Annotated in this window: 27 protein-coding genes; 19 read left to right on the top strand and 8 right to left on the bottom strand. The window is 64.8% G+C overall.

Annotation, left to right across the window (positions count from 1 at the left end; translation table 11 throughout):
* Positions 1-63: 63 nt before the first annotated feature.
* The 6 genes from BUE39_RS32170 to merT all read right to left on the bottom strand — a co-directional run bounded on the left by BUE39_RS32170 (position 64) and on the right by merT (position 3527).
* The gene (locus BUE39_RS32170; RefSeq protein WP_011296188.1) at positions 64-519 is read right to left on the bottom strand and encodes an EAL domain-containing protein; all 456 of its coding nucleotides are present in this window, start codon (positions 517-519) and stop codon (positions 64-66) included.
* Positions 516-752 (bottom strand): broad-spectrum mercury transporter MerE, encoded by a 237-nt coding sequence (merE, locus tag BUE39_RS32175; protein ID WP_003132004.1) that lies wholly within the window; start codon positions 750-752, stop codon positions 516-518. The genes BUE39_RS32170 and merE overlap by 4 nt, the downstream gene beginning before the upstream one ends.
* On the bottom strand, positions 749-1114 hold the full coding sequence (gene merD, locus BUE39_RS32180) for a mercury resistance co-regulator MerD (protein WP_000995360.1): 366 nt from the start codon (positions 1112-1114) through the stop codon (positions 749-751). Before merD ends, merE begins: the two co-directional genes overlap by 4 nt.
* Positions 1115-1131: 17 nt before the next feature.
* The gene (gene merA, locus BUE39_RS32185) at positions 1132-2817 is read right to left on the bottom strand and encodes a mercury(II) reductase (protein WP_003158917.1); all 1686 of its coding nucleotides are present in this window, start codon (positions 2815-2817) and stop codon (positions 1132-1134) included.
* A 71-nt stretch (positions 2818-2888) separates the two neighbouring features.
* The gene (gene merP / locus BUE39_RS32190) at positions 2889-3164 is read right to left on the bottom strand and encodes a mercury resistance system periplasmic binding protein MerP (RefSeq protein ID WP_003131987.1); all 276 of its coding nucleotides are present in this window, start codon (positions 3162-3164) and stop codon (positions 2889-2891) included.
* Positions 3165-3176: 12 nt separating this feature from the next.
* On the bottom strand, positions 3177-3527 hold the full coding sequence (gene merT / locus BUE39_RS32195; RefSeq protein WP_003131974.1) for a mercuric ion transporter MerT: 351 nt from the start codon (positions 3525-3527) through the stop codon (positions 3177-3179).
* A 71-nt stretch (positions 3528-3598) separates the two neighbouring features.
* Between merT and BUE39_RS32200 the strand changes: the two genes are divergently transcribed.
* Positions 3599-4033: a mercury resistance transcriptional regulator MerR gene (locus BUE39_RS32200; RefSeq protein ID WP_003131969.1), complete on the top strand. Its 435-nt coding sequence runs from the start codon at positions 3599-3601 to the stop codon at positions 4031-4033.
* A gap of 112 nt (positions 4034-4145) precedes the next feature.
* Here BUE39_RS32200 and trfA read toward each other — a convergent pair whose 3' ends face one another.
* Both trfA and BUE39_RS32210 read right to left on the bottom strand, forming a co-directional pair.
* Complete coding sequence (gene trfA / locus BUE39_RS32205; protein WP_011114072.1) at positions 4146-5366, bottom strand: plasmid replication initiator TrfA; 1221 nt, start codon at positions 5364-5366, stop codon at positions 4146-4148.
* 46 nt (positions 5367-5412) lie between these two features.
* Complete coding sequence (locus BUE39_RS32210) at positions 5413-5754, bottom strand: single-stranded DNA-binding protein (RefSeq protein ID WP_000019167.1); 342 nt, start codon at positions 5752-5754, stop codon at positions 5413-5415.
* A 113-nt stretch (positions 5755-5867) separates the two neighbouring features.
* Here BUE39_RS32210 and BUE39_RS32215 point away from each other — a divergent pair, with 113 nt between their 5' ends.
* The 18 genes from BUE39_RS32215 (at position 5868) to BUE39_RS32300 (ending at position 20740) form a co-directional block, all read left to right on the top strand.
* Entirely contained in the window at positions 5868-6230 is a 363-nt protein-coding gene (locus tag BUE39_RS32215; protein WP_011114045.1) for a transcriptional regulator, read from the top strand.
* Positions 6231-6539: 309 nt separating this feature from the next.
* The gene (trbB, locus tag BUE39_RS32220; RefSeq protein WP_000132020.1) at positions 6540-7502 is read left to right on the top strand and encodes a P-type conjugative transfer ATPase TrbB; all 963 of its coding nucleotides are present in this window, start codon (positions 6540-6542) and stop codon (positions 7500-7502) included.
* Between the two features lie 16 nt (positions 7503-7518).
* Positions 7519-7983 (top strand): conjugal transfer system pilin TrbC, encoded by a 465-nt coding sequence (trbC, locus tag BUE39_RS32225; RefSeq protein WP_011114046.1) that lies wholly within the window; start codon positions 7519-7521, stop codon positions 7981-7983.
* A 3-nt stretch (positions 7984-7986) separates the two neighbouring features.
* Entirely contained in the window at positions 7987-8298 is a 312-nt protein-coding gene (locus tag BUE39_RS32230) for a conjugal transfer protein TrbD (RefSeq protein WP_001207961.1), read from the top strand.
* Entirely contained in the window at positions 8295-10853 is a 2559-nt protein-coding gene (locus tag BUE39_RS32235; RefSeq protein ID WP_011114047.1) for a VirB4 family type IV secretion/conjugal transfer ATPase, read from the top strand. The genes BUE39_RS32230 and BUE39_RS32235 overlap by 4 nt, the downstream gene beginning before the upstream one ends.
* Positions 10850-11632, top strand: coding sequence for a conjugal transfer protein TrbF (locus tag BUE39_RS32240; protein WP_011114048.1), 783 nt, complete (start codon positions 10850-10852; stop codon positions 11630-11632). Before BUE39_RS32235 ends, BUE39_RS32240 begins: the two co-directional genes overlap by 4 nt.
* Positions 11633-11649: 17 nt before the next feature.
* Positions 11650-12549 (top strand): P-type conjugative transfer protein TrbG, encoded by a 900-nt coding sequence (trbG, locus tag BUE39_RS32245; RefSeq protein ID WP_006122480.1) that lies wholly within the window; start codon positions 11650-11652, stop codon positions 12547-12549.
* Between the two features lie 2 nt (positions 12550-12551).
* Positions 12552-13040: a conjugal transfer protein TrbH gene (locus BUE39_RS32250; RefSeq protein WP_006122479.1), complete on the top strand. Its 489-nt coding sequence runs from the start codon at positions 12552-12554 to the stop codon at positions 13038-13040.
* A 94-nt stretch (positions 13041-13134) separates the two neighbouring features.
* Entirely contained in the window at positions 13135-14466 is a 1332-nt protein-coding gene (locus BUE39_RS32255; RefSeq protein WP_235005013.1) for a TrbI/VirB10 family protein, read from the top strand.
* 20 nt (positions 14467-14486) lie between these two features.
* Entirely contained in the window at positions 14487-15251 is a 765-nt protein-coding gene (trbJ, locus tag BUE39_RS32260; RefSeq protein WP_010890135.1) for a P-type conjugative transfer protein TrbJ, read from the top strand.
* Between the two features lie 9 nt (positions 15252-15260).
* Positions 15261-15488 (top strand): entry exclusion lipoprotein TrbK, encoded by a 228-nt coding sequence (gene trbK, locus BUE39_RS32265; RefSeq protein WP_000644148.1) that lies wholly within the window; start codon positions 15261-15263, stop codon positions 15486-15488.
* A 16-nt stretch (positions 15489-15504) separates the two neighbouring features.
* Positions 15505-17217 (top strand): P-type conjugative transfer protein TrbL, encoded by a 1713-nt coding sequence (gene trbL / locus BUE39_RS32270; protein WP_015586029.1) that lies wholly within the window; start codon positions 15505-15507, stop codon positions 17215-17217.
* 17 nt (positions 17218-17234) lie between these two features.
* A complete protein-coding gene (locus BUE39_RS32275; protein WP_010890138.1) occupies positions 17235-17822 on the top strand; it encodes a TrbM/KikA/MpfK family conjugal transfer protein in 588 nt (195 codons plus the stop codon).
* A 13-nt stretch (positions 17823-17835) separates the two neighbouring features.
* Positions 17836-18471, top strand: coding sequence for a transglycosylase SLT domain-containing protein (locus BUE39_RS32280; RefSeq protein WP_011114052.1), 636 nt, complete (start codon positions 17836-17838; stop codon positions 18469-18471).
* Positions 18472-18499: 28 nt separating this feature from the next.
* Positions 18500-18766 (top strand): hypothetical protein, encoded by a 267-nt coding sequence (locus BUE39_RS32285; protein WP_010890140.1) that lies wholly within the window; start codon positions 18500-18502, stop codon positions 18764-18766.
* Positions 18766-19464: a TraX family protein gene (locus BUE39_RS32290; RefSeq protein ID WP_011114053.1), complete on the top strand. Its 699-nt coding sequence runs from the start codon at positions 18766-18768 to the stop codon at positions 19462-19464. The genes BUE39_RS32285 and BUE39_RS32290 overlap by 1 nt, the downstream gene beginning before the upstream one ends.
* A 15-nt stretch (positions 19465-19479) precedes the next feature.
* Positions 19480-19911 carry an OmpA family protein gene (locus tag BUE39_RS32295; RefSeq protein ID WP_001665065.1) on the top strand — a complete coding sequence of 144 codons (432 nt, stop codon included), beginning with the start codon at positions 19480-19482 and terminating at the stop codon, positions 19909-19911.
* 154 nt (positions 19912-20065) lie between these two features.
* Positions 20066-20740 carry a DNA adenine methylase gene (locus BUE39_RS32300; protein WP_011178411.1) on the top strand — a complete coding sequence of 225 codons (675 nt, stop codon included), beginning with the start codon at positions 20066-20068 and terminating at the stop codon, positions 20738-20740.
* Positions 20741-20877 lie beyond the last annotated feature (137 nt).

The raw sequence follows: 20877 nt of genomic DNA on the forward strand, positions 1-20877 counted from the left end.
AAAGTCAATGAAATCAACGATCTACCAACACCACCTCCGCGCCAGTGCTAGCTTTTCGTACCGTCACTTATTGCACTGAAAACGAGGAGACCCCGGATCACCAAACGCGACCGATTCGGTCAGCTCGATTTCGAGATACTCGGCGGGCAACTCGGCATCAGCCAGCACGCCCTTTACCCACCCGTCGAAGTCCGGTCCCACTTGGCTCGCCGAAACATTGACGGCCAGCCGGAACGGTCGCCATGCCAGCATTCGCCAGTCACGCATCTGGCGGCAGGCTTCGCCCAGCACCCAAGCGCCGATTTCAGGCATCAGGCCGGACGATTCGACCACGGGCAGGAACTGGCCCGGTGGCAATAGTCCAAGCGTCGGATGACGCCAGCGCAACAGGGCTTCCGCGCCGACAATCCCACCACTGCGCAGATCGACGACGGGCTGGTAGTGCAGTTCAAGCTGCCCGCGCTCGACCGCTTGGGCCAGTTCCGGCGTCGTCCATCCATCCGGCCGGAAAGCGCTCATTCTCTTTCCCTGAATGCCCGCAACGCCCGCGACAGGGACAGAAGGAACAGGCCGGTCAAACCGAGCGCCGCGATGACCCAATGCTCGCCGAGGAAAGCACCGGCGGTTGTGCCGGCCAGCACGACAGCGAGGATGGGCAGGTGGCAGGGGCAAGTCAGCACAGCCAGTCCGCCCCACAGGTAGCCGGTGATCGGTTTGTGCGTCTCGGACGGCAAGCGCTCGGGGTTGTTCATGGCAGACTCTCCGCGTGCTGTGCCGGCTCGGTCGGCAGGGTGGCCAACTGCACTTCCAGATCGGCCAACGCTTCGCGCCGACGCTCGACGAACTGACGCAGCAGGGCAAGCTGCGCGGCCGCTTCGTCGCCGTCCGCCGCATCCAGCGCCCGGCACAGCCGCGCCAGCGCGTCGAGGCCGATGCCCGCCTCGAAGGCCGCCCGCACGAAGCACAGCCGTTGCAAGGCGGCGTCATCGAACAAGCCGTAGCCGCCTGGTGTGCACGCCACCGGGCGCAGCAATCCGCGCAGCAGGTAGTCGCGCACGATATGCACGCTCACCCCGGCATCAAGAGCCAGCCGGGACACCGTGTAGGCGTTCATTGAACACCTCCTTTTTCTCACCCGGCGCAGCAGGAAAGCTGCTTCACATCCTTGTTGAAGGTCTGCGCCGCGAGCTTCAACCCCTCGACCATCGTCAGGTAGGGGAACAACTGGTCGGCCAGTTCCTGCACCGTCATGCGGTTGCGAATGGCCAGAGCCGCCGTCTGGATCAGTTCACCCGCTTCCGGCGCGACCGCCTGTACGCCGATCAGCCGATGGCTGCCTTCCTCGATAACCAACTTGATGAAGCCGCGTGTGTCGAAGTTGGCGAGCGCACGCGGCACGTTGTCCAAGGTCAAGGTGCGGCTGTCGGTCTCGATCCCGTCGTGGTGGGCTTCCGCCTCGCTGTAGCCCACGGTCGCCACTTGCGGATCGGTGAACACCACGGCCGGCATTGCGGTCAGGTCGAGCGCCGCATCGCCGCCGGTCATGTTGATCGCGGCACGGGTGCCGGCCGCTGCCGCCACATAGACGAACTGCGGCTGGTCGGTGCAGTCGCCGGCCGCGTAGATGTTCGGGTTGCTCGTGCGCATGCCTTGGTCGATGGCGATGGCACCTTGCGCATTGACAGTGACCCCCGCTGCGTCCAGCGCGAGGCTGCGCGTGTTCGGTGTCCGACCGGTGGCAACCAGCAGTTTGTCGGCGCGCAATTCACCGTGCGTGGTGGTCAGCACGAATTCACCGTCCATATGGGCGACCTGGCTGGCTTGCGTGTGCTCCAGCACCTCGATGCCCTCGGCACGGAAAGCGGCTGTCACCGCCTCGCCGATGGCCGGGTCTTCACGGAAGAACAAGGTATTGCGCGCCAGGACCGTGACCTTGCTGCCCAGCCGGGCAAAGGCTTGCGCCAGCTCCAGCGCCACCACCGACGAGCCGATTACGGCAAGGCGTTCGGGAATGGTGTCGCTCGCCAGGGCCTCGGTGGAAGTCCAGTAGGGTGACTCTTTCAAGCCCGGAATCGGCGGGACCGCCGGGCTGGCACCCGTGGCGACCAGGCAGCGGTCGAACATCACGACGCGCTCGCCACCCTCGTTCAAACGGACGGTAAGGCTCTGGTCGTCCTTGAAGCGCGCCTCACCGTGCACAACGGTGATGGCCGGATTACCGCCCAGGATGCCTTCGTACTTGGCGTGCCGCAGTTCGTCGACGCGGGCCTGCTGCTGGGCCAGCAGCTTACTGCGGTCAATCGTAGGCACAGTTGCCGCAATACCGCCATCGAACGGGCTTTCCCGGCGCAGATGGGCGATGTGGGCGGCGCGGATCATGATCTTGGACGGCACACAGCCGACATTGACGCAGGTGCCGCCGATGGTGCCGCGCTCGATCAGCGTGACCTGCGCGCCTTGCTCGACGGCTTTCAGCGCCGCCGCCATCGCGGCTCCACCGCTGCCAATGACCGCTACCTGCACCGGGGGCTCGTTGCCACTGTGCTTTTCGGCGGCGGCCATCCATCCCCGCACCTTGTCGAGCAGTCCGACGCGGTTGTCCGCCAGTGGCGCATCGGCTAGCGTTGCCTTGTAGCCCAGTCCGGCCACGGCGGCAGTCAGCGCGTCCGGCGATGTGCCCGGCACGATGGCGAGTTGCGCTGTGCCCTTCGGATAGGACACCAGCGCCGACTGCACGCCTGGCACTTTTTCCAGCGCTTCCTTGACGTGCGCCGCGCACGAGTCGCAAGTCATGCCGGTGATTTTTAGATGGGTCATGCAACAGATCCTTTATCGTTTGTGGCGCCAGACAATGACGTCCGTTGTGCTGCGGTGCCGTTTTCAGTGACTCACTGCTTGACGCTGGACGGATAGCCCGCGTCTGCGGTTGCCTTGGTCAGCTTCTGCACGCTGGTCTTGGCATCGTCGAAGGTGACGACCGCTTGGCGTGTCTCGAAAGTCACGTCAACTTTGCTGACGCCTTCGACCTTGGAAATCGCCTTCTTGACAGTGATCGGGCAGGCGGAGCAGGTCATGCCCGGTACGGACAGCGTGACGGTCTGGGTGGCGGCCCAGACGGGGGCAACAACGGCGGCGAGGGCGAGGGAGGCAAACAGTTTCTTCATGGTGAACTCCGATCAGTAGAAAAATGGCATGACGTAGGGAAATCCGAGCGCGACCAGAACCAGCGCGGCCACGATCCAGAAAATGAGCTTGTAAGTAGCTCGCACTTGGGGAATCGCGCAGACCTCACCCGGTTTGCAGGCCGCTGCCTGCCGGTAGATGCGCCGCCAGGCGAAGAACAACGCCACCAGCGCCACGCCGATAAAGATGGGGCGATAGGGTTCCAACACCGCCAAGTTGCCGATCCAAGCGCCGCTGAACCCCAAGGCGATCAGAACCAACGGCCCGAGGCAGCAAGCCGAGGCGAGGATGGCGGCAAGCCCTCCAGTGAAGAGCGCGCCGCGCCCGGTTTTTGGTTCAGACATGCGCTTGTCCTTTCGAATTGAAATTGGATAGCGTAACCTTACTTCCGTACTCATGTACGGAGTCAAGCGATATGGAAAACAATTTGGAGAACCTGACCATTGGCGTTTTCGCCAAGGCGGCCGGGGTCAATGTGGAGACCATCCGTTTCTATCAGCGCAAGGGCTTGTTGCTGGAGCCTGACAAGCCCTATGGCAGCATCCGCCGCTATGGCGAGGCGGATGTAACGCGGGTGCGCTTCGTGAAATCAGCCCAGCGGCTGGGCTTCAGCCTGGATGAGATCGCCGAGCTGCTGCGGCTGGAGGATGGCACCCATTGCGAGGAAGCCAGCAGTCTGGCCGAGCACAAGCTCAAGGACGTGCGCGAGAAAATGGCTGACCTGGCGCGCATGGAGGCCGTGCTGTCTGAGTTGGTGTGCGCCTGCCATGCGCGAAGGGGGAACGTTTCCTGCCCGCTGATCGCGTCACTACAGGGTGGAGCAAGCTTGGCAGGTTCGGCTATGCCTTAGCGTGCTTTATTTTCCGTTTTCTGAGACGACCCCTGCCTCGCCGGAAGTGGCGATGCTCGAGAAAAAAAGCCGCCTCGATCTCGGGCGGCTCCAGGGGAGGGCAGGGGGGCGATCACCGCTTGCAATGCACCAGGTCGTCGTTCACCCACGCACTTTCGACCAGGCCGTTTTCGCGCAGCTCGTCGCACGCTTCGCCTACCTGCTCGCGCCACTTCTTCGGCCGGGTGGAATCCGAGCCGCACATCAGCCGGAACGTCTCCAGCTTGAGCGGGTACGGCTCCTTGTGGGTGGCGAAGTAGTCGAACATGCGCCGCGCGGTGGGCGACAGCTTGCGGTACTTCTCCCACACGAATTTCGTGTAGTGGTCGCCGGCGAACAGCACCACGATTTCGGCGTCGATCTCGACCTGGCAGCGCGACGTGCGCTTGCCGCGATCCAGGACGCGGAAGCGCCGGATCAGCGACACCGATTCGAGCCGGCCGATGCGTTGGGATGAGAACTGCATGGCCGACGCCTGGAGCCGCGTCAGGCATTCCTCGGCCCTTGTGTAGTACCGACCGTTGATTGACCAGTCCAAGTCCTGGCAAAGCTCGTAGAACGTGAAGGAAACCGGCTCTCCGAGCGCGGTGCGCTTCGCGTACTCCAGCACCTGGGCGAATACCAGCTCGTCGTCGTCGGCGCGCAGCTCGATCCCGGTGTAGGTGATCTCCACGTCTTTGTTGACGTGGTAGATCGACTGGCCTTGCAGCGCGGCGCGCGGCACCTTCTTGTTGCGGACGGTGAAGATCGCCGACCGCCCGAAGTCGTTGGGCAGTGCCCGCATGTGATCCGGCCAGGGAGCCAGGTCGAACAGCGAGAGCTGCATGTCCTTGATCTGCTGCTTCGTGTGCTTGAGCAAGGCCGTCTGCTTGGCCTCGCTGACCTTCTCGGCCAGCTCACCGCCGGCCGTTCGCTTCTTGGTCGCCATCGCACTACTCCGTTTGTCCTGGGCCAGCGCGCCGATCTGCTCGGCCATCTTGTTCACGGCGGTGCGCGGTTCGGGCGGCAGGCCCATCGTGCGCGCAAGCTCGGCCGATTCCTGCGCCATGCGCTCGGATCGCTCGACGGCGGCACTTGCCGGCGTCGGTAGCTTCGGCGGCAAAGCCGCCTCGTTGTCGCCGGCCGTGGCCGGCAGCTCGAAGAGGGAACCGGCGGGGCGGAAGGCCCCGCCGGCGCTGCCCGAGTCCCTGCGAGCGGCGGCGGTACGGGCGGCAAGGTCGGTGGCGTCGGCTTCGCTAAGCCCGCCCTCGATGAGCTTGCGCCTGTATTCCTGCTCGTTGAACTCGTTCTGCATCTAATCTCCCTCCTAGCATACTGCCCGGCCGTGGCCGGGCCTGGCCTTACTGGCCGCCGCCTGGCGCTTTGGTGTCCAGGTATTCGATTTCCTCGGCGATGAAATCGAAGCCGTATTCGGTCTTGCCGTCCTTCTCGTACTTCGTCGGCTCGATGCGGCCCTGGACGAACACCTTGGAGCCTTTGCCCAGGTACTTGCCCGCGTTCTCGGCCAGGCCGCCGAACGACTTGATGCGGAAGAAGTCCGTCTGCTCCTGCTTCGCACCGGCTGCGTTGCGCCACACGCGATTGACAGCCAGGTCGAAAACGGCGCGGGCGCTGTTTTCGCTATGGCGAACGTCGGTATCGCGGGTAAGATTACCGATAAACTGGAACAGGTTGTGGCTCATTCGTCATGCTCCTTTCGCTAATGGAGTCGTCAGTTTAGCTAAACCTGCGTCCGTGGTCAAGAACTTTAGCGGCTAAAATTTTCTGCCGCCCGCACCGAGAAGGCATACGGGCCTTGTACAACTACATCTTCTTCACGAACGTGCTCCGGCTGCTCGATGAGCGGCACATGACGAAAAAGGAGCTATCGGACAGGTCGGGGGTTTCGATCTCCTTCCTGTCCGATCTCACTACTGGCAAAGCCAACCCCTCCCTAAAGGTGATGGAGGACATTGCGCAGGCCCTTGAAACTCCCCTGCCGCTCCTGCTTGAATCGACCGACCTGGACAAAGAAGCCCTTGACACCCTGGCCGGCGGCAAGGCACCCCGAAGCCTGCCGCCAGGCTTCGAGCGCGTGGCGGCCGTGCTGCCAGAACACCAGGCGTTCATCGTCAAGAAGTGGGGCGAAGCGACAAGGAAGAAACTTAGAGGGAGTTGACGCCAGGATGTGAGAAGGGAAGGGAAGCGGCGCGGAACTGAGCCACAAGAGCCAGCCAAGTTTTAGCCGCTAAAGCCCGCCGGGGTGGCTCAACCCCCGGACAACCCATAACGCAAACGCCACGGGTTCGGCGCGAGGGCGCACGGAGCATGCGCCGCGTTGTCGCCTCTTTCGCCCCTGCAATCCGCGATGCAACGTCGCGGCCGAAGTCACCCTTGTGCGCTTCGGTGTTGCGGTCGAAATTAGTTCGGTATATCGTATGAACCTGTGTAGAATGCGCGAAACGCAACGGCATACAGGGCATACGGAATGACCGACCAGAAACCAGAACACAACAGCATCAAGGAACGGGCGAAGAAGAAGCTCGAACGCGACATGGGGCCGGAGCTGCTGGCCGCCCTCAACGATCCCAAGACCGTTGAAATCATGCTCAACGCGGACGGCAAGCTCTGGCTCGAACGCCTGGGCGAGCCGATGAAGTGCATCGGCACGCTGCGCGTCGCGCAGGCGCAAGCCATCATCGAAACCATCGCGGGCTACCACGGCAAGGAAGTCACGCGCTCCAAGCCGATCCTGGAAGGCGAGCTGCCCCTTGATGGCAGTCGCTTCGCCGGCCAGCTCCCGCCGGTTGTGCCCGCACCCACCTTCGCCATTCGGAAGAAGGCCGTCGCCATCTTCACGCTCGATCAGTACGTCGAACGCGGAATCATGACCGCGCCGCAGCGCGAGGCATTGATTGCAGCGGTGCGCGCGCACCGGAACATCCTTGTGATCGGCGGCACCGGCTCGGGCAAGACCACGCTGGTGAACGCGATCATCAACGAGATGGTGATTCAAGACCCGACCGAGCGGGTTTTCATCATCGAGGACACCGGCGAAATCCAGTGCGCCGCCGAGAACTACGTCCAGTACCACACCAGCATCGACGTGAACATGACGGCGCTGCTGAAAACCACCCTCCGCATGCGCCCCGACCGAATCCTGGTCGGCGAGGTGCGCGGCCCCGAAGCCCTTGATCTGTTGATGGCCTGGAACACCGGGCACGAAGGAGGTGCTGCAACCCTGCACGCAAACAACGCCAAAGCTGGATTGGATCGGCTCGCCATGCTCATCAGCATGCACCCCGATTCCCCGAAACCCATTGAACCGCTTATCGGCGAGGCGGTTCACGTGGTTGTTCATATCGCCCGCGTCGAAGGCTCGCGGCGCATCCAGGAAATCTTGGAGGTTTCCGGGTTCGCCAACGGCCAGTACATCACCAAAACCCTCTGACTAGGAGTTACGACCAATGCAAGCAACCTTCCCGGCATTCCGCCTCAACCGCAACGCCCTGTTCTACATGGGCCTCTTCGCCCTCCTGGCGTTCTTCCTGCTGGCCCCCCAGCACGCATTCGCCTCCGAGGGCACCGGCGGCTCTCTGCCGTATGAGAGCTGGCTGACCAACCTCCGCAACTCCGTCACCGGCCCGGTGGCCTTCGCGCTGTCGATCATCGGCATCGTGGTCGCCGGCGGCATCCTGATCTTCGGCGGCGAACTCAACGGCTTCTTCCGCACGTTGATCTTCATCGTCCTGGTCATGGCCCTGCTGGTCGGCGCGCAGAACATGATGAGCACGTTCTTCGGCCGTGGCGCGGAAATCGCCGCCCTGACCGATGGCGCGCTGCACCAGGTCAAGGTCGCCGCGCTGGACGTGGCCGGCTTCCCCGGCGAAGCCGTCATGCGCTGGGCCGAGCGCGGCCACATCGCGGGGTAAGTCATGGCTCTGCGCGCGATCCCCATCCGTAGGGCCGGCAACCGAGAAAACCTGTTCATGGGCGGGGATCGTGAGCTGGTGATGTTCTCGGGCCTGCTGGCCGGCGCGCTGATTTTCAGCGCCCAAGAAGTGAGGGCAACGGTGTTCGGCATCGCCTTGTGGTTCGGCGCGCTCTTCGCGCTGCGCCTCATGGCGAAGGCCGATCCGAAGCTGCGACACGTGTACCTGCGGCACCGCCGGTACAAGCCGTACTACCCGGCTCGCAGCACGCCCTTCCGTGACAACACGCCGAGTCAAGGGAAGCAATACAAATGATCGAAGCAATCGCAATTGCCATTGCTGTGCTCGGTGCGGTTCTGTTGCTCATCCTCTTTGCCCGCATCCGGGCTGTCGATGCCGAGCTGAAGCTCAAGAAGCATCGCGCCAAGGATGCCGGCCTGGCCGATCTGCTCAATTACGCCGCCGTGGTCGATGACGGCGTGATCGTGGGCAAGAACGGCTCCTTTATGGCCGCCTGGCTGTACAAGGGTGATGACAACGCCAGCAGCACCGAGGAACAGCGGGAAATGGTGTCGTTCCGCATCAACCAGGCCCTGGCGGGCCTGGGGAACGGCTGGATGGTGCATGTCGATGCTGTGCGTCGGCCTGCGCCGAACTACTCGGAGCGGGGCGTGTCATCGTTCCCCGACTCCGTTTCCTTCGCCATTGACGAGGAACGCCGGCGCTTGTTCGAGGGCCTGGGCGCGATGTTCGAGGGCTACTTTGTCCTGACCGTCACGTGGTTCCCGCCAGTGCTGGCCCAGCGCAAGTTTGTCGAACTCATGTTCGATGACGATGCGGTGGCTCCCGACCATACGGCGCGCACTACGGGCCTGATTGCGCAGTTCAAGCGCGAGATCACCAGCCTGGAATCGCGCCTGTCCTCGGCGGTCAAGATGACGCGCCTGCGCGGCCAAAAAGTCGTGTCGGAAGAGGGCAGGGAAGTCACGCACGATGACTTCCTGAGCTGGTTGCAGTTCTGCGTGACGGGCCTCCATCACCCGGTCATGCTGCCCAGCAATCCGATGTACCTCGATGCGGTAATCGGCGGGCAAGAGCTGTGGGGCGGCGTCGTGCCCAAGATCGGGCGCAAGTTCATCCAGGTGGTCGCCATCGAAGGCTTCCCCTTGGAGTCAACGCCTGGGGTGCTCTCGGCCCTGGCCGAGCTGCCCAGCGAATACCGCTGGTCGAGCCGCTTCATCTTCATGGATCAGCACGAGTCCTTGAAGCACCTGGACAAGTTCCGCAAGAAGTGGAAGCAGAAGATTCGCGGCTTCTTCGATCAGGTGTTCAACACGAATACCGGCTCGATCAACCAGGACGCGGCCGCGATGGTCGGCGACGCCGAGGCGGCCATCGCCGAGGTCAACAGCGGCTTGGTGGCGGCCGGCTACTACACCAGCGTAGTCGTGCTGATGGACGAGGATCGGGAGCGCCTGGCGGCCTCCGCGCTCCTGGTCGAGAAGGCCGTCAACCGCCTGGCCTTCGCGGCCCGTATCGAGACGATCAACACGCTCGATGCGTACCTGGGCAGCTTGCCCGGCCACGGCGTCGAGAACGTGCGCCGGCCGCTCATCAACACGATGAACCTGGCCGACCTGCTGCCGACAAGCTCGATCTGGACGGGCAGCGCCACGGCTCCGTGCCCGATGTACCCGCCGCTGTCGCCGGCGCTCATGCACTGCGTGACGGTGGGCGCTACGCCGTTCCGCCTGAACCTGCACGTGCGCGACCTGGGCCACACCTTCATGTTCGGCCCGACCGGCGCAGGCAAATCGACGCACCTGGGCATCATCGCCGCGCAGCTCCGTCGCTACGCCGGCATGTCGATCTACGCCTTCGACAAGGGCATGTCGATGTACCCACTCGCGGCCGGCATCCGCGCGGCCACGAAGGGCAAGAGCGGCCTGCATTTCACGGTGGCCGCCGACGATGACCGCCTGGCGTTCTGCCCGCTCCAGTTCCTCGAAACGAAGGGGGATAGGGCCTGGGCGATGGAGTGGATCGACACCATCCTGGCGTTGAACGGCGTCAACACCACGCCGGCGCAGCGCAACGAGATCGGCAACGCGATCATGAGCATGCACGCCAGCGGCGCGCGCACGCTCTCCGAGTTCTCGGTGACGATTCAGGACGAGGCGATCCGCGAGGCCATCAAGCAGTACACGGTGGACGGCTCGATGGGCCACCTGCTCGACGCCGAAGAGGACGGCCTGTCGCTGTCCGACTTCACGGTGTTCGAGATCGAAGAGCTGATGAACCTGGGCGAGAAGTTCGCGCTGCCGGTGCTGCTCTACCTGTTCCGCCGCATCGAGCGCGCACTGAAAGGCCAGCCCTCCGTCATCATCCTGGACGAAGCCTGGTTGATGCTGGGCCACCCCGCGTTCCGCGCCAAGATCAGGGAATGGCTCAAGGTGCTGCGCAAGGCCAACTGCCTTGTGCTGATGGCGACGCAAAGCCTCTCCGACGCGGCCAACTCGGGCATCTTGGACGTGATCGTGGAATCGACCGCGACCAAGATTTTCCTGCCTAACGTCTACGCCAGGGATGAGGACACATCGGCGCTCTATCGCCGTATGGGCCTCAACGCGCGTCAGATCGAAATCCTGGCGACTGCCATTCCGAAGCGTCAGTACTACTACGTCTCGGAGAACGGCCGCCGTCTCTATGACCTTGCCCTGGGGCCGATGGCCCTGGCCTTCGTCGGTGCGTCCGACAAGGAATCGGTCGCCACCATCAAGAGCCTCGAAGCCAAGTTCGGCCACGAATGGGTGCATGAGTGGCTGGCCGGCCGTGGGCTGAATCTCAACGACTACCTGGAGGCCGCATGAGCATCGCCGACACCCTCAAGGGCTTGATCTTCAAGAAGCCCGCCAACTCCGCCGAGCCGCGCGATCCGCGCCGCTCGAAGGAACCGCTCGCCGGCGGCCGCCGTGCGGGCGAGGCCGAGAACCCCTACCTGGCCGCGCGCCGCACCTGGAACGATCACGTGGGCAGCGTCGTCTCGCAGCGCCAAACCTGGCAGGTGATAGGCATCCTGTCGCTGTTGATCGCGCTGGCCGGCGTGGGTGGCGTGATCCACATCGGCAGCCAGTCGAAGTTCATCCCCTACGTGGTCGAGGTGGACAAGCTGGGCCAGACGGTGGCCGCCGGCCCGGTGCAGGCCGCAGGGAAGGCCGATCCGCGTGTCATCCACGCCGCCGTTGCGGACTGGATGAGCTGCGCGCGCATGGTGTCGCCTGACGTGGCCTTGCAGCGCAAGTGCGTGTTCAAGGCGTACTCGATGCTCGCCCCCAACGATCCGGCGACGCCAAAGATGAACGAGTGGTTGAACGGCACGCCCGATTCCAGCCCGTTCAAGCGCGCCGAGAAGGAAATGGTCAGCGTCGAGATCAAGACCGTCATCCCGCAAACGCCCGACACCTGGCAAGTCGAGTGGGTGGAAACCACGCGCGACCGCCAAGGCACGCTGAAAGGTCAGCCCGTCACCTGGCGCGCGCTCGTGACTACCTACATCGCCGAGGTCACGCCCAACACCACCGATGAGCAACTGCGGAACAACCCGTTGAGCATCTACGTGCGTGATTACTCCTGGTCCCGCATCCAATGAATTCGAGGTCATCCACCATGAAGAAAACCCTCTCCGCTTTGATCGTGGGCGCTGCTGTGGCGGTGCCCTCCCTGGCTCTGGCCGCCCCTGGCGACGACATTGCCGACAAGTATTTCAACAAGACCAACCCGACGCTGACCGCTCAAGAGCGCGCGGCGCTCGCCATCGCCAAACGGTGGGAAGCGGGGTCGGCGACCGGCATCAAGCCGGTGGCCGGCTCGGGCGGTGCCATCAAGTTCGTGTACGGCGCGCAGCAGCCGAGCATCGTTTGCGCGGTGCTCCAGGTGTGCGACGTGGCCTTGCAGCCCGGCGAACAAGTGAACTCGATCAACCTGGGCGACACGGCCAGGTGGACGGTGGAACCGGCCATCACCGGCAGCGGCGCGACCGAGGTTCAGCACCTCATCATCAAGCCGATGGACGTGGGCCTCGAAACCAGCCTGGTTGTGACCACGAACCGCCGCAGCTACCACTTCCGCCTGCGCTCGCATCGCACCGAGTACATGCCGCAAGTCTCGTTCACGTACCCCGAGGAAGCGCAAGCCAAGTGGGACGCGATCCAGCGCCGCGAGAAGCAGGAACGCACCGACAACACCCTGCCGGCGACGGGCGAGTACCTGGGCGATCTCTCGTTCGACTATGAGCTGTCCGGGTCGGCGAGCTGGAAGCCTGTGCGCGTCTACAACGATGGCCGCAAGACCATCATCGAAATGCCCGGCACGATGCAGCAGACCGAAGCGCCGACGCTCCTGGTCGTGCGCAAAGAGGGCGGCTTGTTCACCGACGACGAAACGGTGCTGGTCAATTACCGCGTGCAGGGCAATCGCTACATCGTGGACACGGTGTTTGACCGCGCGATCCTGATTGCCGGTGTTGGCAGTAGCCAAGACCGCGTGACCATCAGCCGGAGGAAGTGACCATGCGCAAGATCGTCTCTCTCGCGCTGCTCGCCCTCGCCCTGGGCCTCGGCGGCTGCGCAACCACCAGCCAGTACGGCAACTTCGTCCAGTCGGCCGCGCTCGATCAGCAGAAGCTCGCCACCGACGCGGTGCAGCAGCTCGCCACGCTGTACGCGCCGGCGCGCACGCGCCTGGAGCTGCAACAGCCGACGCCCGATCCGTTCGGCCAGGCGCTCGTCAAGTCGCTGCGCGACAAGGGCTATGCCCTCCTGGAGTACGCCCCGGCCGGCGCTTCCACGCAGGCCCCGGCCTCGGCGGCATCGCAGGCGAGCGCACCGGCCACCACGGCCGCGTCGGGCGGCCTGCCGTTGCGCTACGTGCTCGACCAGGCTGGCGACTCGAACCTGTACCGCCTGACCTTGATGGTCGGCAATCAATCCATCACCCGCCCTTACCTGGCGCAAAACGGCACGTTCGCGCCGGCCGGGTACTGGGTGCGCAAGGAGTGACGCCATGACAGAAAACGCCGATCAGATGGCACCTGACGCTTCGCCTGGCGAAGTGTCCAAGAAGGCGGGCGTCCGTCGCGTCAACAACATGCCCATGTACATCCTCGGCGGCGTCCTGCTGTCGTTCGTGCTGGTCATGGCCCTGGTCGCGGCGGATCGCGCGGCCAAGCAGAACGCGCCGGCGGACGGCCCCAAGGAGAAGGCCGGCAACACGTCGATGTTCGCCAAGGAGATCGCAGGCGACAAGACCGGCGGCTTGATCGAGCCGGCAAGCCCGCTCAAGGTGCCCGACATGCCGACCGGCCCGGCGTCGGCTCCGCTGGAGATCGCGCGGCCGTCCAACCCGGACGCGCCGCCGGCCCCGCCGGCCAACCCCGGCAACCCGGGCCAGCCGGTGAACGACGACGAGGCCCAGCGCATCCGCATGGCGAAGATGCAGATGTTCGGCGAAGCCGTGAAGGCCAAGACCACCGTGCGCGTGGATGCCCCGCGTAGCAACGGCTCCGCGCCGGGTGGCCCGAGCACCTACACCGGCACGCCGCAGACGCGCGATGAAATGCTGAACCGCATCGCAGCGGTGCAGCAGCAAATCGACGCGCAGCGCAGCAACGATCCGACCGCCGCCTATCAAGCACGCCTGGCGCAGATTCGCGGCATGGGCGTCGGTGGTGGCGGCGCGGCTCCGGCCGCCGGCGGCATGGGCGCGGGCGGTGCGCCGCAGCTCCTGCAAACCTCGACCAGCGGCGGCGGGCGCAACAGCATGGCGCAGTTCGGCCAAGGTGGGCAGGGCGACCGCTGGAAGCTGGATTCGCAGCCGGAAGCGCCGCGCACACCGTTCGAGCTGCGCGCGGGCTTCGTCGTGCCGGCCACGCTCATTTCGGGCATCAACTCCGATCTGCCGGGCCAAATCATGGCCCAGGTCGCGCAGGACGTGTACGACACACCGACCGGCAAGCACCTGTTGATCCCGCAGGGATCGCGCCTCGTCGGCTCGTATTCGAGCGACGTGGCCTACGGCCAAGCGCGCGTGCTGGTTGCGTGGCAACGCATCGTGTTCCCCGATGGCAAGGCGATGGACATTGGCGCGATGCCAGGCGCGGACAGCGCGGGATACGCGGGCTTCCACGACCAGGTGAACAACCACTATGTGCGCCTGTTCGGCTCGGCCTTCCTCATGTCCGGCGTGACAGCAGGCATCACCTACAGCCAACGCCAGAACCAGGCCACAAACACCTATGGCGCACCGAGCGCCAGCAGTGCCCTAAGCGAAGCCCTCGGCCAGCAGCTCGGCCAGGTTACGGCGCAACTCATCGCCAAGAACCTGAGCATTTCGCCGACGCTGGAAATTCGGCCGGGGTATCGCTTCAACGTCGTGGTCACGAAGGACATGACGTTTTCCAAGCCGTACCGTTCCTTCGATTACTAACGCCATAGGAGAAAAGCACCATGAAGCCGAAGTTTTTAGCCGCTAAATTGGCCCTCGTCATTGCTGTTTCGAGCACGCTGGCGGTCACACCTGTGCAGGCTGGCATCCCCGTCATCGACGGCACCAACCTGTCGCAGAACATCATGACGGCCATCGAATCGGTGGCCCAGACGCTCAAGCAAATTGAGCAGTACAGCACCCAGCTCCAGCAGTATCAAAACCAACTCCAGAACACGATGGCCCCGGCCGCGTATATCTGGGATCAGGCGCAATCGACCATCAACGGGTTGATGAACGCGGTCAACACGCTGGATTACTACAAGACCCAACTCGGCAGCCTGGACAGCTACATCGGCAAGTTCCAGGACGTGAACTACTACAAGAACTCGCCGTGCTTTACGGCGGCAGGGTGCTCCGACGCGGAACGCGCAGCACTTCGGAATGTGGCCCAGCTCGCGAGCGAGTCGCAGAAGAAGGCCAACGATGCCTTGTTCAAGGGCCTCGATAGGCAGCAAACGAATCTCACGGCCGATGCAGCGACGTTGCAGCGTCTTCAATCGGCAGCGCAGGGCGCGCAGGGCCAAATGCAGGCCATCGGCTACGCCAACCAGCTCGCCAGCCAGCAGGCCAACCAGCTCTTGCAGATTCGTGGCCTGCTGATCGCGCAGCAGAACGCGATGGCAACCAAGATGCAGGCCGACGCCGACAAGGAAGCCCAGCAGGCGGCAGCGGCCGCACAACTGCGCCAGGGCAGCTACCGGGCCAGCCCGGCGCGCACCTGGTAAGGGGGATTCATGAAAGCAATCAAGGCTCTGTCCTTGGCCTCGGCCGCCCTCGTGGCGGCCTTGGTCGCCGGCTGCGACAACAAGCCGGCCACGGCCCCCATGCCGGAAGTGAACGACGAGAACTGCAAGCCCGAGAACATCGCCAAGATCGAGGACAAGGGCGTCCAGCAGGCTTTTTCGTCGCTGTGCTTGCGTCGTGGTGGGGATTTCAAGCCCAGCCCGAAACGCGAATGGTGAGGTGCTGACGATGAGAATGCCAGCCAATCTAAAAACCCTCGCCCTGCCGCTGTTCGTCTGGCTGGCGTTCTTCGCGGTCGATGCCCACGCGGCCATCGACAACGCCGGCGTGTTCGATAGCGTGCTGGATCGCTACCAGGCCGCCGCGAGCGGCTGGGCCGGTGTCATCACCACGGCCGCAACCTGGCTCTTCTGGACGCTGGTTGTGATCTCGATGGTCTGGACGTTCGGCATGATGGCCTTGCGCAAGGCCGACATTGGCGAGTTCTTCGCGGAGTTCGTCCGCTTCACGATCTTTACCGGCTTCTTCTGGTGGGCGCTAACCAACGGCCCTAACTTCGCCTCGTCCATCTATGCGTCGTTGCGGCAGCTCGCCGGCAACGCGACGGGCCTGGGCAATGCTCTGTCGCCCTCGGGCATCGTGGACGTGGGCTTTGCGATCTTCGACAAGGTGATGGATCAGTCCTCGGTGTGGTCGCCGGTGGACAGCATGGCCGGCATCCTCATGGCCGTGGCGATCCTGGTCATCCTGGCCCTGGTCGGTGTGAATATGCTTCTGCTGCTCGCGTCGGGCTGGGTGCTCGCCTACGGCGGCGTGTTCTTCCTCGGCTTCGGTGGTTCGCGCTGGACTTCCGACATGGCGATCAACTACTACAAGGTCGTCCTGGGCGTGGCCGCGCAGCTCTTCGCAATGGTGCTCCTGGTGGGCATCGGCAAGACCTTCCTCGATGACTACTACTCGCGCATGAGCGCCGGCATCAGCCTCAAGGAAATGGGCGTGATGCTGATCGTCGTCATCATCCTCTTGGCGTTGGTCAACAAGATTCCGCCGCTCATCGCCGGGATCATCACCGGCGCGAGCGTGGGCGGTGCCGGCATCGGCCAGTTCGGTGCAGGTGCTGCGTTGGGTGCCGCAGGCATGGCAGCAGCAGCGGCCGCGACCGGCGGCGCCGCTCTGGCCGCCGGCGCAGCCTCGGCCGCCGGTGGTGCCTCTGCCGTCATGGCCGCCTTCTCGAAGGCCAATGAGAACGTGTCGGCAGGCACGGACGTTATGTCGGCCTTCTCGGGCGGCGGCAGCTCGGGCGGCGGTGCGGGCGGCGGCGGCGACGCCGGCACCGGCAGCACGCCCTTCGCTCAGGCTGCGGGCTTTAGCGGCAGCTCCGGCGGTGGCTCTTCGTCGGGTGGCGGCAGCCCCTCGACCGGCAGCAGCTCGGGCAGCTCGAAGGGCGGCGATAAGGGCGGCGGCAAAGCCGACGCCGGCGGCCAGGGCAGCAGCTCGACGGCCAGCACCGGCAGCAGTGCCGACAAGGCCGCCAAGAACGAACCCAAGCCCGCCGGCGGGGCAGGGCAAGGGCAGCAGGCCGCACCGGGCAGCACCGGCCCCGGCTTGCTCGCATCGGCCGCATCGGCCCTCGGCACGGCCGGCCGCATCGCCGCCGACGCCGGCGCGAACTTGGCGAAGGGAACCGCCGATGTTGCCAAGGCCAAAGCCGCGAGCCTGCGCGAAGCCGCAGCCGAGCGGATCGCCGACACCACTGGCGGAAAGATCGCCGCCGCGATCAAGGCGCAAGGAAGCGGCACGGCCGAGAACATCGACGTGCCCGACCAGCAGCCCGCGCCGAGCTTCGGCGACAACAGCCTGGCAGGCGGCCCTGCCGATGCCGATCCCGAGTCCGAAGTAGCTGCGTTCGCCAACCGCGAGCAAGGCCGCGACGGCACAACTGCGTAACCAAGGAGAGTCCAACCATGAAGAAGAAACTGTTTGCCCTGGCCGCCCTCGTGGCAGCCCTCGGATCGACCGCCGGCACGGCCAGCGCGCAAGACGTGCTGACCGGCGACACGCGCCTGGCCTGCGAGGCGATCCTGTGCCTGTCGTCGGGCACGCGCCCGAGCGAATGCACGCCGTCGCTGTCGCGGTACTTCAACATCACGAAGCGCAAGCTGTCGGACACGATCCGCGCCCGCCTGAACTTCCTCCAGCTTTGCCCGGTGGCGAGCCAGACGCCGGAAATGCAGTCGCTCGTGTCGGCGATCTCGCGCGGCGCTGGCCGGTGCGACGCGCAGTCGCTGAACTCGACGTTGGTGATGTGGACGGGCGGCTACGACGATGGGCGCACGTACATCAGCAACCAGTTGCCTGACTACTGCGGGGCCTACACCGGCCACGCCTACACCGACTTCGCCAGCAGCGGCACGCTGCCGCGCTATGTCGGGACGCCAGAGCGGGGCGGGTATTGGGTCGAAGCGCGCGACTATGACCGCGCCTTGGCCGAGTACAACGAACGCATCCGGCGCGAGGACGAAGAGCGCCGCCGTCAGTCCTGGCTGAACTGAGGGAGGGGAGGGCATGCCGTTCTTCGCCGATCTGCCGCCGCAGCTCCAGGAGCGCGTCGTCTGCTCGATCTCGGCCGCCGTCAAGTACGAGGTGCCGGTCAACATCGTGTTGGCCGTCGCCGAGAAAGAGGGCGGCAAGCCGGGCCAGTGGGTGCGCAACTCGAATGGCACGCATGACGTTGGCCCGATGCAGTTCAACACCGCGTACCTGGGCGACCTGGCCCGATACGGCATCACGGCGAACGATGTGGCGGCTGCCGGCTGCTACTCGTTCGACCTGGCCGCCTGGCGGCTGCGGATGCACATCCGCAACGACAAGGGCGACCTCTGGACGAAGGCGGCGAACTACCACTCGCGCACGCCGCAGTACAACGCGGTGTACCGGGCCGACTTGATGCGCAAGGCGTCGAAGTGGGCCGATTGGCTCGAAGCTCGGTTCGTCACGCTTGACGTGACGAAGGCCGGGGCCACGCCCTCGACGCCCAGCCAGCCCGCGACGGTGGCCCAGCGGGCGACGCCGGCGGCCAGGCCGGCACCAGCACCCCAGCAGGCCGCCCCAGCGGCCGCAGCAGCTCGCAGCGTGTCGGTGGCCGGCTACGTGCCCCGCACGGTGTCTTTCAACACTTCACGCGAGGGGTCGGCCGAGTAGGCCGGCTCTTCCGATTTAGCGGCTAAACATGGACAAATTCCACGCCTTCATGATGCGGTACACGCTGGGCGTCGGCCGGTTGCTTCAAGCCTATTGCAAGTGGGCGGAAGGGCAGGCCAAGAACCAGCTCGATTTGCTTCTGCTGGGCCTCGGCCCGATCTTCGCCTTGGGCCTTCTGCTGTGGGCGCTGCCGGCGTGGATCGGCAAGCCCATCGCCTTCGTGCTCTCACTGCCAGCGCTCTACATCATCTTCCTGGTGCTGCGCGCCTACGCGATTCGCGGGGGCCGGCGCTGATGAAGGCCCTGCGGATTCCTGATGGAACCGTCGAAGCGTTGAAGTGGCTCGCACTGGTTCTCATGACCGGCGATCACGTCAACAAGTACCTGTTCAACGCGACGCTGCCGGTGCTGTTCGAGGCCGGCCGCGTGGCGCTCCCCCTTTTCGTGTTCGTCCTGGCCTACAACCTGGCCCGGCCGGGCACGCTCGAACGCGGCGTGTACGGCCGCACCATGTCGCGCCTGGCGATGTTCGGCGCGCTGGCCTCCGTGCCCTTCGTGGCCCTCGGCGGCCTGTACGCCGGTTGGTGGCCGCTCAACGTGATGTTCACGCTGCTGGTCGTCACGGCCACGGCTTACCTGGTCGAACGTGGCGGCAAGCTGCACCTGGCGGCCGCCGGCGTGGTGTTCCTGGTCGGCGGCAGCTCGGTCGAATATTGGTGGCCGGCCGTGGCTTTCGGCCTGGCGGTGTGGTCGTACACGCGCCGGCCGAGCTGGGCCGCCGCGGCGGTCGCGGTGCTGGCCTGCGCGGCCCTGTGGTTCGTCAATCGCAACCTGTGGGCCTTGGCAGCCCTGCCGGTGCTCTTCCTGGCCTCGCGGGTGGATGTGCGCGTGCCGCGCCTGCGCTGGGCCTTCTACGCCTATTACCCGCTGCACCTGGCCTCGCTCTGGTTGATCCGCATCCCCATGAGCAAGGCCGGCTACCTGTTCTTCTGATTGGAGTCCTGCCCCATGCGAAAACCCGTTCTTCTGGCCCTCTCTCTGGCGTTCCTGGTCAGCGCGCAAAGCGCACTGGCCGCCGGCGACGCCGGCAACTTCGGCACGCCGATCAAGTCCGGCGTATCGGTGTCCTTCCCCGACAGCAGCGCGACATTCCAGCCGACGCCAGAGGCCCTGGAGCTGCTGGCCGACGCTAGGAATGCGGCGATCATCTACATCAGCGGGCGCACCAGCACACTACGGCCCAGCGCGGCCGATGAGGCCCTTGCACTACGCCGTGCGCTCTCGGCCAGGTCGTACTTGGTGGCGCGCGGCGTCTCGCCGCTCAAGATCATGGTGAACTTCGCATCGGCCGCCGATTTCGTGGCAGACAACTCGACGGCCGAGGGCCGGCGCGAGAACCAGCGCGTGGACATTGAGGTGGTCTACATCCCCACCTACTGAGCGATCCGGCATCGCCATTCCTGGCGGTGCTGCAGGTCGCTCCAGCAGCTTCGCATCGTCGGCTCTGACGATGCAGGCCCGGCCGGCTTCCCTTGACAGCATCGCCATTTCTGACGATGCTGGCCAAGTCCCGATTTACTCCAGGAAGAAGGCCATGAGATACCCCGGCGGCAAGGGCGGTGCCGGCGTCTACCAGACGATCATCAACAACATCCCGCCTCACGACACGTACATCGAAACGCACCTGGGCGGCGGCAACATCCTGGAGCGCAAGCGGCCCGCTGCCCGCAGCGTCGGCATCGACGTTGATCCCGAGGTGATCGAGGTCTGGCAGCAGCTCGACGTGCCCGGCCTGGAGCTGCACCACGGCGACGCCGTGGCCTGGCTGGAGTCCCACCAGTTCACCGGCTCCGAGTTCGTCTACGCCGATCCGCCCTACGTGATGGACAGCCGGCGCGGCGGCAAGCTATACCGCCACGAATACGACGACGCCGACCACGTGCGGCTGCTCGACGTGCTGGCCGGCTTGCCGTGCGCGGTGATGGTGTCGGGCTACAGCTCAACGATCTATGACAGCTCTCCCTTGGCGTCATGGAGAACCATCGACTTCAACGCGATGACGCGCGGCGGCATCGCTATCGAACGGCTGTGGATGAACTACCCCGAGCCGGCCGAGCTGCACGATCTGCGCTACCTCGGCAGCAACTTCCGCGAGCGCGAGCGCATCAAGCGGAAGAAAGCCCGCTGGCAAGCGAAGCTCGCCAAGCTCGATCCGCTGGAGCGGGCGGCGATCATGGAATGCCTGCGCGAGCTGGAGGCGGCCGAGTAGGTCACGCCTGCGCCTGGTTGTGCCTGACTCTTATACACAAGTGCGGCCGCCGCGTTTAATGACCAGCACAGTCGTGATGGCAAGGTCAGAATAGCGCTGAGGTCTGCCTCGTGAAGAAGGTGTTGCTGACTCATACC

Origin of the sequence: Paraburkholderia terricola (genome assembly GCF_900142195.1) — a bacterium.
In the GTDB taxonomy this organism is placed as follows: domain Bacteria; phylum Pseudomonadota; class Gammaproteobacteria; order Burkholderiales; family Burkholderiaceae; genus Paraburkholderia; species Paraburkholderia terricola.

Coding starts and splice junctions, on each gene's coding strand:
- BUE39_RS32170 (WP_011296188.1), bottom strand. CDS start 519: ATGAGCGCTTTCCGGCCGGATGGATGGACGACGCCGGAACTGGCCCAA.
- merE (WP_003132004.1), bottom strand. CDS start 752: ATGAACAACCCCGAGCGCTTGCCGTCCGAGACGCACAAACCGATCACC.
- merD (WP_000995360.1), bottom strand. CDS start 1,114: ATGAACGCCTACACGGTGTCCCGGCTGGCTCTTGATGCCGGGGTGAGC.
- merA (WP_003158917.1), bottom strand. CDS start 2,817: ATGACCCATCTAAAAATCACCGGCATGACTTGCGACTCGTGCGCGGCG.
- merP (WP_003131987.1), bottom strand. CDS start 3,164: ATGAAGAAACTGTTTGCCTCCCTCGCCCTCGCCGCCGTTGTTGCCCCC.
- merT (WP_003131974.1), bottom strand. CDS start 3,527: ATGTCTGAACCAAAAACCGGGCGCGGCGCGCTCTTCACTGGAGGGCTT.
- BUE39_RS32200 (WP_003131969.1), top strand. CDS start 3,599: ATGGAAAACAATTTGGAGAACCTGACCATTGGCGTTTTCGCCAAGGCG.
- trfA (WP_011114072.1), bottom strand. CDS start 5,366: ATGCAGAACGAGTTCAACGAGCAGGAATACAGGCGCAAGCTCATCGAG.
- BUE39_RS32210 (WP_000019167.1), bottom strand. CDS start 5,754: ATGAGCCACAACCTGTTCCAGTTTATCGGTAATCTTACCCGCGATACC.
- trbB (WP_000132020.1), top strand. CDS start 6,540: ATGACCGACCAGAAACCAGAACACAACAGCATCAAGGAACGGGCGAAG.
- trbC (WP_011114046.1), top strand. CDS start 7,519: ATGCAAGCAACCTTCCCGGCATTCCGCCTCAACCGCAACGCCCTGTTC.
- BUE39_RS32230 (WP_001207961.1), top strand. CDS start 7,987: ATGGCTCTGCGCGCGATCCCCATCCGTAGGGCCGGCAACCGAGAAAAC.
- BUE39_RS32235 (WP_011114047.1), top strand. CDS start 8,295: ATGATCGAAGCAATCGCAATTGCCATTGCTGTGCTCGGTGCGGTTCTG.
- BUE39_RS32240 (WP_011114048.1), top strand. CDS start 10,850: ATGAGCATCGCCGACACCCTCAAGGGCTTGATCTTCAAGAAGCCCGCC.
- trbG (WP_006122480.1), top strand. CDS start 11,650: ATGAAGAAAACCCTCTCCGCTTTGATCGTGGGCGCTGCTGTGGCGGTG.
- BUE39_RS32250 (WP_006122479.1), top strand. CDS start 12,552: ATGCGCAAGATCGTCTCTCTCGCGCTGCTCGCCCTCGCCCTGGGCCTC.
- BUE39_RS32255 (WP_235005013.1), top strand. CDS start 13,135: ATGTACATCCTCGGCGGCGTCCTGCTGTCGTTCGTGCTGGTCATGGCC.
- trbJ (WP_010890135.1), top strand. CDS start 14,487: ATGAAGCCGAAGTTTTTAGCCGCTAAATTGGCCCTCGTCATTGCTGTT.
- trbK (WP_000644148.1), top strand. CDS start 15,261: ATGAAAGCAATCAAGGCTCTGTCCTTGGCCTCGGCCGCCCTCGTGGCG.
- trbL (WP_015586029.1), top strand. CDS start 15,505: ATGCCAGCCAATCTAAAAACCCTCGCCCTGCCGCTGTTCGTCTGGCTG.
- BUE39_RS32275 (WP_010890138.1), top strand. CDS start 17,235: ATGAAGAAGAAACTGTTTGCCCTGGCCGCCCTCGTGGCAGCCCTCGGA.
- BUE39_RS32280 (WP_011114052.1), top strand. CDS start 17,836: ATGCCGTTCTTCGCCGATCTGCCGCCGCAGCTCCAGGAGCGCGTCGTC.
- BUE39_RS32285 (WP_010890140.1), top strand. CDS start 18,500: ATGGACAAATTCCACGCCTTCATGATGCGGTACACGCTGGGCGTCGGC.
- BUE39_RS32290 (WP_011114053.1), top strand. CDS start 18,766: ATGAAGGCCCTGCGGATTCCTGATGGAACCGTCGAAGCGTTGAAGTGG.
- BUE39_RS32295 (WP_001665065.1), top strand. CDS start 19,480: ATGCGAAAACCCGTTCTTCTGGCCCTCTCTCTGGCGTTCCTGGTCAGC.
- BUE39_RS32300 (WP_011178411.1), top strand. CDS start 20,066: ATGAGATACCCCGGCGGCAAGGGCGGTGCCGGCGTCTACCAGACGATC.